The 15,902-nt window shown below is 41.9% G+C and carries 12 protein-coding genes; 4 read left to right on the forward strand and 8 right to left on the reverse strand.

Annotation, left to right across the window (positions count from 1 at the left end; genetic code table 11):
- Positions 1-25: 25 nt before the first annotated feature.
- Positions 26-3,940, reverse strand: a complete 3,915-nt coding sequence (locus EI162_RS00325; RefSeq protein ID WP_192522435.1) for an AAA family ATPase — start codon at positions 3,938-3,940, stop codon at positions 26-28.
- An 88-nt stretch (positions 3,941-4,028) separates the two neighbouring features.
- Positions 4,029-5,546 carry an exonuclease SbcCD subunit D C-terminal domain-containing protein gene (locus EI162_RS00330; protein ID WP_192522436.1) on the reverse strand — a complete coding sequence of 506 codons (1,518 nt, stop codon included), beginning with the start codon at positions 5,544-5,546 and terminating at the stop codon, positions 4,029-4,031.
- Positions 5,547-5,867: 321 nt separating this feature from the next.
- Between EI162_RS00330 and EI162_RS00335 the strand changes: the two genes are divergently transcribed.
- Positions 5,868-6,533 carry a DUF4377 domain-containing protein gene (locus tag EI162_RS00335; RefSeq protein ID WP_192522437.1) on the forward strand — a complete coding sequence of 222 codons (666 nt, stop codon included), beginning with the start codon at positions 5,868-5,870 and terminating at the stop codon, positions 6,531-6,533.
- Between the two features lie 68 nt (positions 6,534-6,601).
- On the opposite strand, the gene cysG is transcribed toward EI162_RS00335, so the two are convergent.
- Positions 6,602-8,272: a siroheme synthase CysG gene (gene cysG / locus EI162_RS00340; protein ID WP_192522438.1), complete on the reverse strand. Its 1,671-nt coding sequence runs from the start codon at positions 8,270-8,272 to the stop codon at positions 6,602-6,604.
- A 20-nt stretch (positions 8,273-8,292) separates the two neighbouring features.
- Positions 8,293-8,520, reverse strand: coding sequence for a hypothetical protein (locus tag EI162_RS00345; protein ID WP_192522439.1), 228 nt, complete (start codon positions 8,518-8,520; stop codon positions 8,293-8,295).
- A gap of 183 nt (positions 8,521-8,703) precedes the next feature.
- On the opposite strand from EI162_RS00345, the gene EI162_RS00350 reads away from it, so the two are divergent.
- Positions 8,704-9,189 carry a hypothetical protein gene (locus EI162_RS00350; protein WP_192522440.1) on the forward strand — a complete coding sequence of 162 codons (486 nt, stop codon included), beginning with the start codon at positions 8,704-8,706 and terminating at the stop codon, positions 9,187-9,189.
- Positions 9,190-9,434: 245 nt separating this feature from the next.
- Positions 9,435-9,926: a hypothetical protein gene (locus EI162_RS00355; RefSeq protein ID WP_192522441.1), complete on the forward strand. Its 492-nt coding sequence runs from the start codon at positions 9,435-9,437 to the stop codon at positions 9,924-9,926.
- Positions 9,927-9,954: 28 nt separating this feature from the next.
- On the opposite strand, the gene EI162_RS00360 is transcribed toward EI162_RS00355, so the two are convergent.
- The 4 genes from EI162_RS00360 to EI162_RS00375 all read right to left on the reverse strand — a co-directional run bounded on the left by EI162_RS00360 (position 9,955) and on the right by EI162_RS00375 (position 14,255).
- A complete protein-coding gene (locus tag EI162_RS00360; RefSeq protein ID WP_192522442.1) occupies positions 9,955-10,905 on the reverse strand; it encodes an acetyltransferase in 951 nt (316 codons plus the stop codon).
- Positions 10,906-11,230: 325 nt separating this feature from the next.
- A complete protein-coding gene (locus tag EI162_RS00365) occupies positions 11,231-11,869 on the reverse strand; it encodes a phosphoadenosine phosphosulfate reductase family protein (RefSeq protein WP_192522443.1) in 639 nt (212 codons plus the stop codon).
- A gap of 111 nt (positions 11,870-11,980) precedes the next feature.
- Positions 11,981-12,577 carry a DUF934 domain-containing protein gene (locus EI162_RS00370; protein WP_192522444.1) on the reverse strand — a complete coding sequence of 199 codons (597 nt, stop codon included), beginning with the start codon at positions 12,575-12,577 and terminating at the stop codon, positions 11,981-11,983.
- Complete coding sequence (locus EI162_RS00375) at positions 12,570-14,255, reverse strand: nitrite/sulfite reductase (RefSeq protein ID WP_192522445.1); 1,686 nt, start codon at positions 14,253-14,255, stop codon at positions 12,570-12,572. The genes EI162_RS00370 and EI162_RS00375 overlap by 8 nt, the downstream gene beginning before the upstream one ends.
- 310 nt (positions 14,256-14,565) lie before the next feature.
- On the opposite strand from EI162_RS00375, the gene sat reads away from it, so the two are divergent.
- Positions 14,566-15,819 (forward strand): sulfate adenylyltransferase, encoded by a 1,254-nt coding sequence (sat, locus tag EI162_RS00380; protein ID WP_192522446.1) that lies wholly within the window; start codon positions 14,566-14,568, stop codon positions 15,817-15,819.
- The last annotated feature ends 83 nt before the right edge of the window (positions 15,820-15,902 follow it).

Genomic DNA, 15,902 nt, shown 5'->3' on the forward strand with positions numbered 1-15,902 from the left:
CTGCTTTATTCAATATTACGCCAAATCACGACGCCTTTTCATGAGTGACTCGGCGACAGCCTTGACCGCTAATTTGGCTAAAACCACCAGAGAGTTTTTCAACTTTAATCTGGGTCAAAATACGATCCTTTAATGCTTGAACGTGAGAGATAATTCCAATCAATTTACCTTCTTGCTGCAAGCTGGTTAATGTATCAAGGGCAATATCTAGTGACTCTTCATCAAGCGTACCAAAGCCTTCATCCAAAAATAATGAATCGACGCGAATATTATGACTGGCCATCTGCGATAAACCGAGTGCTAAAGCAAGACTGATAATAAAGCCTTCACCACCGGATAAGTTTTTGGTACTGCGAATATCGCCGCCTTGGTAGTTATCAATGACATTAAGCTCAAGCGGATTGCTGTCATCATGAATAAGTAAATAGCGGTCACTCATCTTTTGTAATTGACTATTGGCATGATTGATCATCACCTGAAAGGTTAAACCTTGCGCGAAGGTACGGTACTTTTTACCATCAGCTGAGCCAATCAATGTATGCAGTTGCTGCCAGACTTGCAGCTTTTGTTTTTGCTCGTCGATGGCGCTGATCTGTGCCGCTTGCTCACCTTTTTGGCTGGTATTGTCCTTGAGCTTTTGGTCAATCGCGCCGATTTGCTGATTTAGCTGATCAATATCGCTTTGGGTCTGATGGTGCTGTACCGTAATCTCTTTTTGGCTTTGATCCGTCAAAGGTGTCGCCAGTTTTTTGTCTAGCGCGTGCTGGGTGCTATCTAGTTGTGACTTGGTATGTTGCACAGCACTCTCAATAGACTGTTTACGTTGACTTAAATCGTCACGTTGCTCTTTTGCTAGGCGTGCATTGATAAACTCTGCTTCATCTACGAACTGTGACTCTGAGAGTAGGTCAGTAAAGGTGCTTTGCTGAGCATTCATTGTAGTAGCCGCAGACTGTAACTCTGTGTCCAGCTGTTGTTTTCTAAGCTTTAATTGCTCTAATACCTGCTGCACAGTATCCAGCTGTCTTTGTGCTACTACTTGCTTGGCTTTAGCGTCATCAACAGCACTACGTAACTGGTCTTCTTCATTTTTTGGATCTTTATCTGCAAAAATCTCTTTTCTATCTCTAATGGATTGTTCGATAGCATTTGTTTTATGAGCGATGAGGTTCTCTAGTTCATTGAGCGCTGTTTCATCATTGGTAAGCTGCGATTGTTTGCTCTCAATGTGTGCAACCAAGCTACTAAGGGTATTGGTCAGTTGTTGTTGGCTGCTACTTTGCTCATTGTAATATTGTTTTAACTGCTTCAAAGCATTACGTTGTGCACGCAATTTGTCAAGATGGCGGTCATAATCGACTTTATCTAGTACTTCTTGCGCATTGATACTATTACCCAGTTGCTCAAGTGCGGATTGAACGTCTGTTACTGTCAGCTCCGTCATTAAATAGCTTTGGTGTTTATCCGCAGGATACTTATCCACCAAAGATGAAATAGTGGTCATCATGGGTGTTAGTTCAGAAAAATTAACAGCTTTCTCATATTCGATGCTCTCAACTTTTTGAGCATTAAGCTTGATATCAGTTGTCAGGCTACTTATGTCGCTAATAAGCGCTTGTTGTTGTTTTTCATCGGCCTCGATAGCAGTGCTGAGCGTTGAAGCACTTTCAGTTAGGTTTTCATATTTGACCACTATCGTTTTAAGAGACTGTCTATGCTCAGCTAAGTTGTTTTTAGTGTCATCCAATAAGGTTAAGGAGTGGGCTATATTAGTGATAGTTGCCTTGATGTCATCTTTCATCTGATTAAGAGGATTGATAATCGCCACAGTCGATTCAGAATAATGGTTTTCAACGTCAAACAGTGAGGATATACAATCTCGAATATCGCTGTATAACGTCTTAGATTGCTGCTGTAAGGGTGCTAACTGCTGCTGTTGATTATTGATGGCTTCTTTTTTGGTGGCATGGTCGATATGATGTTTGGATAAACCTTGCTCGATATTTTCAATGAGCGTCTTTAGTTCCGTTATTTTCTGCTGGGTCTGTTGTGTTTGTGACAGCTCTTTTCTATTATCGATACAATTGTCCAATAACGGATGGTTTTTACCATAAGGGTGTTCGTTTGCGCCACAAAGCGGGCAGGGCACACCATCCTCTAACTCTATTATATAATCTTCAAGCTTAGCGACCTTTTGTAGTAGATGTAGATACTCTTGCTTATCTTGTTTTTTGAGCTTGGCTTCTTGAATATCACTCTTGTGACTGGCAATCAAACCTTCTAATGTTATTACTTCCTGATTCAGTGTTGGTAATGTTAGGTTAATGTGTTTAATTTGGCTAGCAATCTCAGATAGCTGTCGCAGCTTAAAACTGGCTTGTTCAATCTGAGTGCTGATTTGATCGACTTGCTCTTGCTCGCTGCGCATATTAGCAATGGGCTGATTTTTAATAAGTGTGGCTTGCTGCTGTTGTAGGCTAGTAAGCTGTTCACGTTGCTGTTGAATTCGTGATTGATCTAGGTTTTGCTGTGCAATTAACTTATCAGAATCAGTTTGCAGCTGTTTGGCTCGATTATCGTGAGTCAGCTTATCAACGCTTAAGCTGACATTATCTTCTAGGAGTGCTCTTAAGCGTTTACAGCTATTGTCAAAGGTAGCCATATCCGTATCAAGGTCCACCAGCTCTTTATAATCATTAAAATACTTTTCCATGCTGCTAAGCTGAGTTCTGGTTTGGTATTCCGTTTGTTTGTGACTAGTTATTTCTTGACATAGTTTTTGGACATTAGCGGCTAGTATTTTTTTGCGTTGATTGTCGTCCACTAAAGACTGTGACTGCTGCTTTATATTACTATCCAACTCGCGCGTTTTTGCAATGATGGGTAAAGCAGTTTGTAAGTTGTTTGTGGCTTGATTTTCAAGCTCTGTGACAGTTTTTAACTGACTAGACGCTTGCTCAAGTGTTTGTTGCTGTGTCGGAATTTTATCAAGCAAATGTTGTTGTTCAGCATCCATTTTTTTTACCGTGTCACGGCTATAGCTAAGCTCACGAAATTGGCTGTCAATCTCTAACGCTTTATTGGCCAATGCTAAGCGCTGTGCTTCTGGGATGAATACTTGCTGTGCTTGCTGTGCTGTTGAAAAATCAGTTTTATAAGTAGACAGGTTTTGCCGCAACTCTTGCACACTATCTAGCCACTGCAGCTGCTCGCCCAGTGTTTTAAAGGTTTGGCGTTGCTTATCCTGCTGTTCATTAAGGTCTTTTAGCTCAGCTACAAGCAGATTTTCGTCTTCAGCACTTAATAACGATAATCCATCCACGCCTGCCTGCAACTTACCGAGCACCTCGTCCTCAAAGCGTTTCTTTTCATGGACATTGAGCGAGATTTTGGCATAAATAGCCGTACCGGTTATCTTCTCTAAAATGGCTGCTCTATCGCCAATATCTGACTTTAAAAACGCGGCAAAACTGCCTTGTGCCAACATAATAGAGCGCGTGAATTGGTTAAAATCCATACCAATTAAGTTTTGGATGTAAGCTGAGGTCTTAGACTTTTTTTCTTCTAAAATCTTGCCAGATTCGACTTCGCTGATCTCATGCTTGATTGGTAATAAATTGCCCTTGGCTTTTTTGTGGGCACGATGTTGGTACCATGAACACTGATAGCGTTTGGAATCAATCTCGATAATGACTTCTGCTGAGCATTCGCCCGTACCTTGGGTCATCATCTCATTTGCCGAACCTGTAATATCGCCTAATCTCGGTGTTTGGCTGTATAATGCTAAGCAAATCGCATCTAAAATGGTAGTCTTGCCAGCGCCCGTTTGCCCAGTGATGGCAAAGATACCTTCGTTAAGAAAGGCAGGGTCACTAAAATTAATGTGCCATTCGCCTTTTAAGGAGTTGAGGTTTTTGAGTCGAAGTTCAATTAAGCGCATGGCGGGGTCTTATTTTTATCAGTCATAGTAATAACGAAAATCGTGATGGAATCATGAAGTAGTTAAAAATTATTAAGCTGTTTTTATATTATTCTGCCTGAGTGTCTTCATGATGCAGGTTATAAACGATTTGTTCATAAGCATCACGTAAGGTTGTTTTTTGTTCATCAGGGACGTTATGAGCGGTCAAACAGCGCTCAAACACTTCTTGCTCATTTAAGTCTTGTAGCGTCTCAGAGGCTTGATGTTGATTGAGGACTTTATTATAAGTTTGCGTATTTTTTATTTTTAACACCTCACACGGTAAGCCCTCTACCATCGCTTGGATATGCTCACGTAAGTCACTAACCACTTCATCACCGTCATAAACAACTTCTAACCATACTGACTCAGTCAAGGCATCTATCGTCCTATCAATCATTTGTTTAATGGTTGCTAAATCGCCTGAAACTTGCGCCAATTTTTGGAATTTTGGAATAGGTAGGGAGACAATTTGCATCTGACGTGATTTATCGTGATGCAATAGATTAGAGGTTTCAGTATTTAGTATAAACTCTGCTCGATTGGAAACTTCTTCATCAATCAACTTTTTGTCACTTTCACTATTTTCTACTAACTCTTCAAAACTAAATAAATCATCCATAAATTCAGATGTTTGAGCTGCTATTTTTTTAGTGGTTTCTTTGATTGGTGCTAAAGAATGCTCAATGGCAACTTCTGACGCTAAGACTTCATCTTCAACATCATTTTCTGCTACACCAAATTGTACTAACAAAACTTGTTTCTGCTGTTTTGCTTCACCAAAACCCATAGCAATAGGTGATCCTGAATAGCGGATACTCTCACGACCACCGACACGCTGCGGTACATGCAAATGTCCAAGCGCCACATAGTCAAACCCATCATCGAACATATCGGCAGAAACCTTGCCAAGTGAGCCCACATACAAATCGCGCACGCCATCATCATCGGTCGTGGTGCCACCCGCCGCGAACAGGTGCCCTGTGGCGATAATAGGAATGTGCCGCTTGTGCGCCTTAGCTAGTTCAGCTTGCTTGGTTTTGGCAATGCTCGCCACTTCATCATAATGCGTGCAGATACCAGCGATGACATTGGCATCTTTGCTATCTACTGACTCGCCAGCATGACTATTTCGAACGTCGCGATCACGCAGATAGGGGACAGCGGCAATAATGCAATGCGCTGTACCGTCGGCATCGTCTAAAACCAACACTTCATCATTTAAGTCTTCACAAGCGGTACCGATAACATGAACATTGAGAAACTTTAAGACATTGCTTGGCGCATCTAAAAAAGTAGGGGAGTCGTGGTTGCCTGCGACGATGACGATATGCTGACAGCAGGATTTTGACACCTTGCCTAAAAACTCATAATAAAGCGCTTGGGCTCTATTACTAGGAGTCATGGTGTCAAATATATCACCTGCGACTATAAGTACATCCACTTTTTGCGTGCTAATAGTCTCTTGCAACCAGCTTAAAAATGCTTCAAATTCTTCATAACGCATGCGCCCATATAACCTGCGCCCTAAATGCCAGTCAGAGGTGTGAAGAATAGTAAGCGGTTTAATAGCAGATGCAGGCATAATTAGACTTAATGATGGATAAAAGACAGCGATTATTCTAGCAAGAATTGCTGCGGTTTGCTGTGGTTATGAACTTATAGTAAATTCACTTTAAAACGGTATCGCTTTCATATAGTACTAGGGTGTGTCCTCAATCTAAACGATCATACCTAAATGGGCTAAAAATGGCTAAATTTTGCCAAACATCGTCAAATAGTTGGCTAATATCCCGATATTATCTGCACTATTTTAAAATGAGGACACGCCCTAAATAACAAATGAGTCATACCGAAAAATCTTAATCGTTAGTAATATCTAAATTATCATTAATAAGGATATCCTATGTCGTTTATCAGATTATGCACATTGGCTTTGCTAGCCAGCTCATCTCTGGCTGCTTGCAGTAGTCATGAGCAGACCAATATGGATAATAAAACCAGTGTGAGTCAAGTCAAAGACAGCAACTCGTTTATCCATTCGATTAAGCCGAGTCGTTCCGAAGCAATCATTGGCCAAGTGACTGGTGTTATTTCGCAAGATAGAGCGCAGCAAAAAGTGATTCTTATGACTAAGAATGGACAACCTTATACAGCGTCCATTAGCAGGTCTAATTTCGGTCAGCAGAATGCTTATCAAATGCAAGAATTGGCTGTCGGTGATTACATCGAAGTGATGGGAGAGCAATCGACATCACAATCAGATAATAAGCGCCAAATTATTGTCCGTGCTATGCCTTATGTTTTACGTAAAATCATGGTCGCTGACCATCAGGTAGACTGTGTCGGTGTTGCGCCACAACTATGCTTACTGATTAAGCCTGCTAAACAAGCTAATAGTCAGTCGGACTGGGAGTATAGATATAGTGCTATAGAAGGTTTTGATTATGAGCCTGATTACGAATACACATTGCTTATCAAAAATACGCCTATTAGCAATCCGCCTGCAGATGCATCGTCAATTCATAGCAAGCTTATAAAGGTACTTGAGAAAAAAAGGACTAAAAACTAAGAGCTAAAAAAGCCCCAGCAGTAGATTGCTAGGGCTTTTTAATACTGTTTGGAAGTTTAAAAATAGATTTAACCAATCACCAACTGCTCTAAGCTTTCACTGTCTTGTTGCTCAGCAAGACTTGCCACCATTGATAATGCATGGGCTTGCTGGCTAGTATTATCTATGTTTGGTGTAGCCGCTGTACCGCCGCGTAACCAGTTACTATTCGTATCGCTAGTACTTTGACTGTGCTGCTGATTTTGTAAATTATACCAAGCCAAATCATCATGTAGCGCTACCACGTCCCCCATAATGAGCAAAGCTGGCGTGGGGAGCTGGTTTTGTTCTTGCAACTCAACGATATCGGCAAGCGTGCCGGTTAATACTTGCTGATTGGGCATACTGGCATTAGAGACGATAGCAATTGGGGTATCGCTACTGCGTCCTGCGTCAATCAAACCTTCAGTTAAACGAGGCAGTGAATGCAAACCCATATAGAAGACTACGGTCTCATCGGTATCCAAGAAGTTTTTAAAGTTATTATTAGGTGCACCAGCTTTTAAAAATCCAGTGACAAAGCGTACCGACTGCGAATGGTCGCGATGGGTCAGCGGAATACCGGCATAGCTGGCAGCGGCGTTGGCTGCGGTAATGCCGGGTACGACTTGGTAAGGTACGCCGTGCGCGCGCAGGCTTTCTATTTCTTCACCGCCACGCCCAAAGATAAAGGGGTCGCCGCCTTTTAGACGTACCACACGCCGTCCTTCTTTAGCGCTATTGACTAGTAGCTCATTGATGCCCAATTGCGCCACGGCGTGGTTGCTGCGTTTTTTACCAACGAATACTTTATCAGCATCGCGGCGGCATAAATCCAATACTTGTGGCGACACCAATGCATCATAATAGACGATATCGGCTTGTTGCATCAGACGTAGCGCTTTAAAGGTTAATAATTCTGGGTCACCAGGACCGGCACCGACGATATAGACTTCACCTATCGTACTTGGTGTTTCTGTTAGCTCATCGGCTATCACTGGCGCAGATGTTGAAGCAGACTTTGAAACAGTGCTCAGTACATTATCATCTGCGGTGTTTTTTGCAGTGATTGCAGCAGCAGTACTGTCTAAATCAGCTCGCAATTGCGCGGCAGCTTCCTTTTCGTTACCTGCAAACATCAGCTGACTGACTGAACCTTCAAAGGCACGCTCCCAAAACTGTCGACGTCCAGTCAATGTTGGTATTTTGGCTTTTACTTCGCCACGAAATTCACCAGCCAGCTTCGCCAATTTGCCATAGCCTTGCGGAATCAAGGTCTCGAGACGCGCACGCAGTAGACGTGCCAACACTGGTGCTTTACCATTCGATGAGATACCAATCACAATCGGATTACGATCAATGATAGCGGGGAAAATAAAGTCACACAAGTACGGTGTATCGACGACGTTTACGGGGATATTTAACTCGGTAGCATCGGCGTGAATTTGATGATTGAGTGCTTCATCATCGGTGCCAGCGATGATGACGCGTGCGCCTGTCATATAAGTTTTATTATAATTCTCATAAATCAATTGGTGCTTAGCATCTGTTTTATTATTTGTGAGTAGTGCCTGTAGCTCAGCGCAGATATCAGGGGCAAGGATTGTGATGCACGCGCCAGCACGGCTGAGCAAGTCAGCTTTACGTAGCGCCACATCGCCGCCGCCGACAATAAGTACTTTGCGGCCTTCTAATTTAAAAAACAATGGAAAAGTGTTCATAGCATCACCAGTTATTCAATTTAGTGTATGCCACTATTATGGTTTATTAGGTACGGCAGCTCACGTAAAGAATTGGCATTAGCATATTCGTTTTTGACATGATGACGATGGTTTTTGGTGAGATGTGGAATAGGTGTTTTAAAAGTAGATAATTGTTTTTTTAATGTGATAGTTCTTATTACGATAGCAAGGGTAAATGGAATGATGGCAGTCACGTAGGATTTTGCTGTAAAAGATAGCTGACGCATAAAATATCAACCTCCGATAGAGGTGTTTTAAAAGTTATAGATAAAAAGACTTATAAACCAACTCCTGGTGAAGGACTGATTTATGTTTAAAGAAGAAGTGAGCTTTTCTATCGTTCTAATATCAACTGGTTCAATAATTAATAAAAATAACTGTAAAGTAGAAATAAATCGGGCTAATTGTATATGAATAACGTTTTAAAAGACTATGCTAACCTGTTATGTTTATATTGGTCAGCAGTTAAAAAATTAGAGAGTTCAGGTAATGCTGAATTCTTTAAAGATGACTGGCTACAAGCCAACTGGGAATTGATTGTTGAAAGGCAGTTAGGAGGCTTCGATTTATACTTAGAAGTATATGGAGCTGGTGCAGATTGTAATGGCGAAAGCTCTAGGGTTTTATTTCCTAACAAACAAGCCACCCATAACATAATCCTAAGCCCTAAAAACGAAGATAAAATCTATGATTTTTTAGGAGAAGGTGATATAGACAATACTTTTGGGGAAGTTATTTTTCAAAGGTTTGTCACTATAAAAGAAGACGGTTGGTACTATGAAGAACCTCCTTTCGATATGATAGAAGCTTTATATAGAAATGAGATAATCATAGCAGAGTTTGATGCTATAAATATAGAATTAGGTATTATCTCTTCGGAAGACAATAGTAAATGACATACCTGAATACTGTTTTTCTGCCTAGCTGTTGTTTGTATAGTCGATACACTTCAAAAGTGTTATAGCGCTACTGGGATGCTTGTTTTTTAAAATATAGGTTGCGCAGCCTCTGTCGGCGTAGGCACAGCACGCAAGTAAAATTCATCCCAGTAGCGCATTTGAGCTTATATAACATTTTTATTTTCAGCTGACTATATATGGGCCGATTAAATCTTTTACCGATATCATCAAAAGGATTCTAAATGTTTATGAGTAATCTGTCGAAGCGATTTGTATCTTGTCTTGCATTACCGATCTGTTCGTTGCTGATAGTAGGTATTTCTGGCTGTTTTAAAAAGCCCCATCCTTCTTCTATAATAGAAGGTGATATTGAAATATCAACCAACAGTGATGGTGATTTGTGTTTTGAACCCTTATTTGCAACAACAGTATTACATGATCAGCCTATACAAATAAAATATATAAGAATGAGCGACTTAGAGATATATAATTACGATATTCCTGACGATCAAAGTCGCACAATGCTAACTATAGCTCCTATAGATGAAAAGTATTATATTATAGAAAAAGAAGAGAAGATCTGTTTGGACACCGATAATCCAAACTTAATACAGAGAACTTTTAGACCTTTTAAAACACAATCTGTAATAGTTGGAATTGGAGGGATAGACGATAAAGAAGAAGAAAATGTATATTTTCATCGTGAGTTTGACTATCCTTATGTTGCTGAATAATCAAACATCTTCAACCGCATGCCAAAACCTACTCAAACTCACTCAGCATTTTAGTAATGCGGGCATCTTTTTGTTGCCAGATATCTTCTAACCACTCAAACATCATCGCTTTGGTAGCTTCATCACGATCATAGCCGCCATCCATAATCGCCGCAAATAACTTATCCGGTATTTTTAAGCGCGTGACATCAACGCCCAAACGGCGAATATTACCTTTCCATAAATCATCGTAGTCAGGAGTGCCGTCAGGATAGACGATAGTAATATCCAAAATGGAGTCCATCTGATCGCCTAAGGCATTAATCGCTAATGATAAACCACCCGCCCGCGGCTTTAATAAGTGCTGATAAGGTGAGCCTTGCTTATCGTGTTTCTCTACCGTAAAGCGCGTGCCTTCTAAGTAATTAAGCAGGGCAAAAGGTTTGTTTTTTAATTGACGACAGGCACGTTTGGCTTCGATTAAATTTTGCTTTTTAAGTTCTGGATTCTTGGCCATCGCTTTAGGAGAAAATCGCTTAATCATCGGAAAGTCTAAGAAGTAAAAAGCTTGACCGATAACTGGGATATAAATCAAATTAAACTTAGTAAAAAATCGCGTTAAAGGCAGCGTATCTTGACTGATGTATTGCACGATACTGGTATCGACCCACGATTGATGGTTGCTGACCAGCAGATACTGCTTGTCTTCACTCAGATCGTCAGGCAGATTAATCCGCCAGTCTTTATGCGGTAGCGCATGGTCAATGACGGCGTTATTACTATTGATCCAGTATTTGGTAATCGCAATCAGCGCATCGTCTGTGACTTTTGCTCCGGTCAACACTTTTGCCGCCCCCAAAGTCCAGATGGGCAGGCCCACCATCGCACTATTGGCCGTGAGAACACTCGTACCGGTTAAAAAAGAGGCGGCTTTACCTACAGCTGGCAGCTTATCGTGAAGCTTCTCGTACAGTGAATCGATTTTTTTTATAAAGGGCATAACAAATATCCATATTAATGAGCGCGAGTGCCGGTAAGGAAAATAGGAGCAGCCTCATCCATGATGTGGCTTGAAAGCGTTGGTTTAATACCGCGCAACTACTAAGGCAAGCCATAGAATACCGCAAAGCTTGACAATAAAACGTTAAAGAAACGTTATTTATTTAACTCAAGCGATTGTAGAGCTCTGCATTTATATAAAACCTCATGGCAAATATCATTCTAAACACAAAAAGAAGCGATGATTTAGCATCATCGCTTCTTTTTTTTCTTAACATCTCTAGGGCGTGTCCTAATCATTTAGTCTTTTATTGCTAGCTAGTTACTTACAACTGCGTATGCAAACCACACTCGCGGTGCTCTTCTACCTTAGTCGGATCAAAATAGTCAAACTCATTGGGTAGGCTGTTTTCTTCAAGATAAACATCTAGATCAGCATCAGTTTTTTCAAATAACGGTGCTACTTTTAATACGCCATCTTTTGATAGGCTAAGTACATCAAGACCTTGGCGAAATTCGGTTTGATCTTTACGAATGGCGTTAAACCAAACGTCTGGTTTTAGCTCATCCAACGCACGACGGAATGGCTCAAGCTTCACTTGATCAGTAAATTCGTCATGTTGTGCATCATCAACACCAGGGATACCTTCCATCGTTACGTCACGATGGGCAGCGGTTTGCTTAGGGATATAGGTGATCACATTTAAGTTCAAATCGCGGATAACTTTATTGGCAAATTGATACGTGGCATCAGTGTTATAGCCAGAATCCACCCACAAGACGGTGATATCAGGGCGTTGTTTCGCAACTAAGTGCAAAATGGCAGATTCGTAAGGGCGGAAGTTGGTGGTAATGATGGGGTTTTTAGCTTGGCTAAGCGCCCATTCTACAATCTGCTCAGGTGACTTACCTTGCAAGTCTTGGTTGGCTTGGTCGATATCTAGATTTGGGTGTAATTGGCTCATAATATATTCCTTGGTTATAATTGATAATAGTGATAATTAATAATTGCGTAACTAAATTAAAAACAGCTGAATTAAAAAATGGTTAATAAGAATTGCTATGGCGGCAGCGTATTAAGCACCTGCAAACATCGGTAAGGCGCTAGCGTCGCGACCGTCGTAGCTGCTGGCAAGGGCATTAAATGCTTGACTGATATTAGAGATAGACTGCAGATCATGCTCACTTATCACAAAACTATCAGCGCCTGCACGTAACAGATAGGCGATTTGATCACGTCCAAACTCGCCAGCCATACGAATCTCACCTTGGTAGCCAATTTGACGTAGGGTTTGGGCAAAGCTAAAGCCGCGACCATCAGTGAAAGCGGGTACATGAATGACAATCAGGTCTTGCTGTAATAAAAACTCTGGTATACGCGTCAGTACTTCTGTATCGCTATCTGATGTCACCCAAACCCCAAAACGGCTGGTATGTTGGGCTAATAATTCACGTACTTGTTGTAATAACCCGCCGGCGATGTTGCCTTTAGCATCTAATAAATCGCTAAGTGGCAAAAGCACATCGAGCTTCTCTTGTTTTTGCAATAACTCAAGCAGTGATATGTGAGTTAATGCAATGCCGTCTGGTAGCTCATTGGTACTAAGTGCCAACCAAGTATCATTTTGGCCAATATCAGCGCCTTGCTCGTTTAACACATGATGATTAGCCATAGACCTTCTCCTTAAAGGGTGCGATGCCGACACGATTGATCAACTCACCAAAGCCTTCTACCTCATGCTCATTGCTGACGCGTTGCTCCAGATAGACGTCGATTATCTTTTGTATCGTCGTTGCCACATCATCAGAAGGTACGGCTCTACCGAGTATCTTACCGAGCTTGGCGTTATTACTAGAATTACCGCCAAGGCTGATTTGGTACCAGTATTCGCCTTTTTTATCGACACCAAGGATACCAATATCACCAGTATGATGATGCGCACAGGCATTCATGCAGCCTGACATATTGAGACGAATGTCACCCAAGTCATAAAGGTAATCGAGGTCATCAAACTGTTTTTCGATTTGTTCAGCGATATTATGGGTAGTGGCGTTGGCCAGTGAGCAAAAGTCCCAGCCCGGGCAGACGATCATATCGGTTAGGGTATTGATATTTGGACGAGCTAAATGCAGCTTAGCCAACTGTTGCCATAGCTCATACAACTGATTGGTTTGCACATCAGCGAAAACCAAATTTTGCTGATAAGTACCGCGAAGCTCGCCAAAGCTATATTTATCAGCAAGGTCGGCGAGGGCATCCATTTGCGACTCGCTAATATCACCTGATGGCACATAGCTGCCGTTAACTAAGCCCGCCTTTAAAGAAATCACTATCGCCCGATAACCTGCGATTTTGTGGGCGACGGTGTTTTGTTGATACCAATCAGCAAAGTTTTTATCGCTATCAAGCGTTTGTTGTAGCTCAGACTGTGCTTGTAGCGCGTCAAAGCTAAGGTAATCGGGTTCAGTGAAAAAGCTACTGGCTTTGTCAAAGTTGGCATCGGTCAGTGTTAGTGCCCCATCTTTGGTATGTGCTTCCCATTCAGCATCGACCAATTTAGCAAAAGCAGGACCACCCATGCTCTCGACCAATATTTTGATACGAGCTTTGAATTTATTATCACGGCGACCATGGAGGTTATAGACGCGCAAAATAGCGTCCAAATAGCTAAGTAGATGCTGGCGCGGTAAAAACTTATTAATAGTTTTGCCGATCACAGGCGTACGTCCAAGACCGCCACCAACGATGACTTCAAAACCTAATTCGCCCTCGTCATTTTGCTTAATATGCAAACCAATATCATGAACTTGCGTCGCTGCCCGATCATTGGCCGTGCCAATGACGGCAATCTTAAATTTACGCGGCAAAAAAGCAAACTCAGGATGAAAGGTTGACCACTGGCGAATAATCTCGCAGTAAGGGCGCGGATCGGCAATCTCTTCTTTATGAATACCAGCATAAGGGTCGGTGGTGGTATTACGAATACAGTTACCCGAAGTTTGGATGGAGTGCATCTGTACCGACGCCAGCTCTGCCAATATATCTGGCACTTCTTCGAGTTTTGGCCAGTTCAGCTGCATATTGGTACGAGTGGTAAAGTGTCCGTAACCCTTATCGTATTTACGGGTAATCTCAGCCAGCTTACGCAATTGATAGGTTGCTAGCAGTCCATATGGCACCGCAATACGCAGCATCGGTGCATAACGCTGGATATAAAGCCCATTTTGCAAACGCAGCGGCAAAAATTGCTCTTCTGGCAGCTCGCCCGCCAAAAACCGTTCGGTTTGGTCACGAAATTGTGCAACACGTTCCTCTACTAAGGTTTGGTCAGCGTAATTATATTGATACATGACGTAATCTCAATGTTATTTTTAAACGTAAAAGCAGCGACTAATCAGTTTTATTGCCAATCGCAAGGTAAACAATTCAGCTTTACATCATATAAGTTTGATTCCTTAAACATAAATTCCTTTAAGACATATCCATATCCAAACACAGCATAAATTTTCATAACCAAAGTTAGGTAGCCTATGTTTATCAAATTCAACTTCCAATTTTCATGGGTCGCCCATAATTTGTTATTCATTAGCAACTAACCGTTTAACTTTAAATTATCGCTTATTTATTTTCTTGACCATTCCTTGAGGTTTTAAAAACACTATGACATCTATAACCGCTAATCAAAAACCATCAAAGCTCGTTCCGCCACATGGTAGCAGCGAGCTTAAGCCGCTTTTATTAAATGATAGTGCGCGCAACCAAGCATTAAAGCTTGCCAGCACCTTGCCAACCATCACCTTAAGCTCACGTGAACGCGGTGATTTGATTATGTTTGGTATTGGCGGATTTACGCCATTGAAAGGCTTTATGAATCAAGCAGATTGGCAAGGTGTGGTTGATAACATGCGTTTGCAAAGTGGTGACAATGCTGGCTTGTTTTGGCCGATTCCCATTACTTTATCAGCGCCTAAAGTGACTGCCGACAGCTTAAGTCAAGGTGATAAAGTGGCGTTGGTGGCGCAAGATGGCGAGATCATGGGTATTTTAACGGTAGAAGAAACGTACGCCATTGATAAAGCTTATGAATGCCAAAAAGTCTTCACTACCACAGACCAAGAGCATCCAGGGGTGCAGCAAGTTTTAGAGCAAGGCGAGGTCAATATCGCTGGCAGTGTCGAAGTGTTAAGCGAAGGCGAGTTCCCAACCTTGTATCCTGAAATCTATAAAACGCCTGCGGAGACCCGTGAGATCTTGGATAATAAAGGCTGGAAAACGGTTGCCGCCTTCCAAACCCGTAACCCAATGCACCGCTCGCATGAGTACCTTGCCAAGATTGCTATCGAGATTTGTGACGGCGTATTGATTCATTCATTGCTAGGCGCATTAAAGCCGGGCGACATTCCAGCGGAAGTCCGCCAAGAAGCCATTAAAACCTTAATTGATAATTATTTTAGAGCTGACACCGTTATTCAAGCGGGTTATCCGCTCGATATGCGTTATGCCGGTCCACGTGAAGCATTACTGCATGCCGTGTTCCGTCAAAACTATGGCTGTAGTCATCTGATTGTCGGTCGCGATCATGCGGGTGTCGGTGATTATTATGGTGCCTTTGATGCGCAGGCTATTTTTGATTATGTCGGCAAAGACGACTTGATTACTCAACCGTTAAAAATTGGCTGGACGTTTTGGTGTAATGCTTGTAATGCGATGGCCTCTGATAAAACCTGCCCGCATGAAGCTTCTGAGCATGTCAAAGTGTCAGGAACCAAATTGCGTAAGGCACTATCAGAAGATGAAGAGGTGCCAGATAACTTTAGTCGTCCAGAAGTATTGAAAATTTTGCGCAATTACTATGCCGGTATCGCTCGTGAGGAACGTGCTGAGGTAAAATTGACCGGTGCTTCTGCGGTATAAGTATTAAGTATTAATTAGTAAAAGATTGGGTGGTGTTCTAAAAAGTATGCTGGCATCAGACGTAGCCATAATTGATGTAAAAG

Origin of the sequence: Psychrobacter sp. FME6, from assembly GCF_014861365.1 — a bacterium.
Lineage (GTDB): Bacteria > Pseudomonadota > Gammaproteobacteria > Pseudomonadales > Moraxellaceae > Psychrobacter.

Bases quoted from the DNA above. Each gene is read 5' to 3' on its own strand.
- cysG (WP_192522438.1), bottom strand. From the start codon at position 8,272: ATGAACACTTTTCCATTGTTTTTTAAATTAGAAGGCCGCAAAGTACTT.
- EI162_RS00330 (WP_192522436.1), bottom strand. From the start codon at position 5,546: ATGCCTGCATCTGCTATTAAACCGCTTACTATTCTTCACACCTCTGAC.
- EI162_RS00375 (WP_192522445.1), bottom strand. From the start codon at position 14,255: ATGTATCAATATAATTACGCTGACCAAACCTTAGTAGAGGAACGTGTT.
- EI162_RS00345 (WP_192522439.1), bottom strand. From the start codon at position 8,520: ATGCGTCAGCTATCTTTTACAGCAAAATCCTACGTGACTGCCATCATT.
- EI162_RS00360 (WP_192522442.1), bottom strand. From the start codon at position 10,905: ATGCCCTTTATAAAAAAAATCGATTCACTGTACGAGAAGCTTCACGAT.
- EI162_RS00325 (WP_192522435.1), bottom strand. From the start codon at position 3,940: ATGCGCTTAATTGAACTTCGACTCAAAAACCTCAACTCCTTAAAAGGC.
- EI162_RS00350 (WP_192522440.1), top strand. From the start codon at position 8,704: ATGAATAACGTTTTAAAAGACTATGCTAACCTGTTATGTTTATATTGG.
- EI162_RS00365 (WP_192522443.1), bottom strand. From the start codon at position 11,869: ATGAGCCAATTACACCCAAATCTAGATATCGACCAAGCCAACCAAGAC.
- sat (WP_192522446.1), top strand. From the start codon at position 14,566: ATGACATCTATAACCGCTAATCAAAAACCATCAAAGCTCGTTCCGCCA.
- EI162_RS00370 (WP_192522444.1), bottom strand. From the start codon at position 12,577: ATGGCTAATCATCATGTGTTAAACGAGCAAGGCGCTGATATTGGCCAA.
- EI162_RS00355 (WP_192522441.1), top strand. From the start codon at position 9,435: ATGTTTATGAGTAATCTGTCGAAGCGATTTGTATCTTGTCTTGCATTA.
- EI162_RS00335 (WP_192522437.1), top strand. From the start codon at position 5,868: ATGTCGTTTATCAGATTATGCACATTGGCTTTGCTAGCCAGCTCATCT.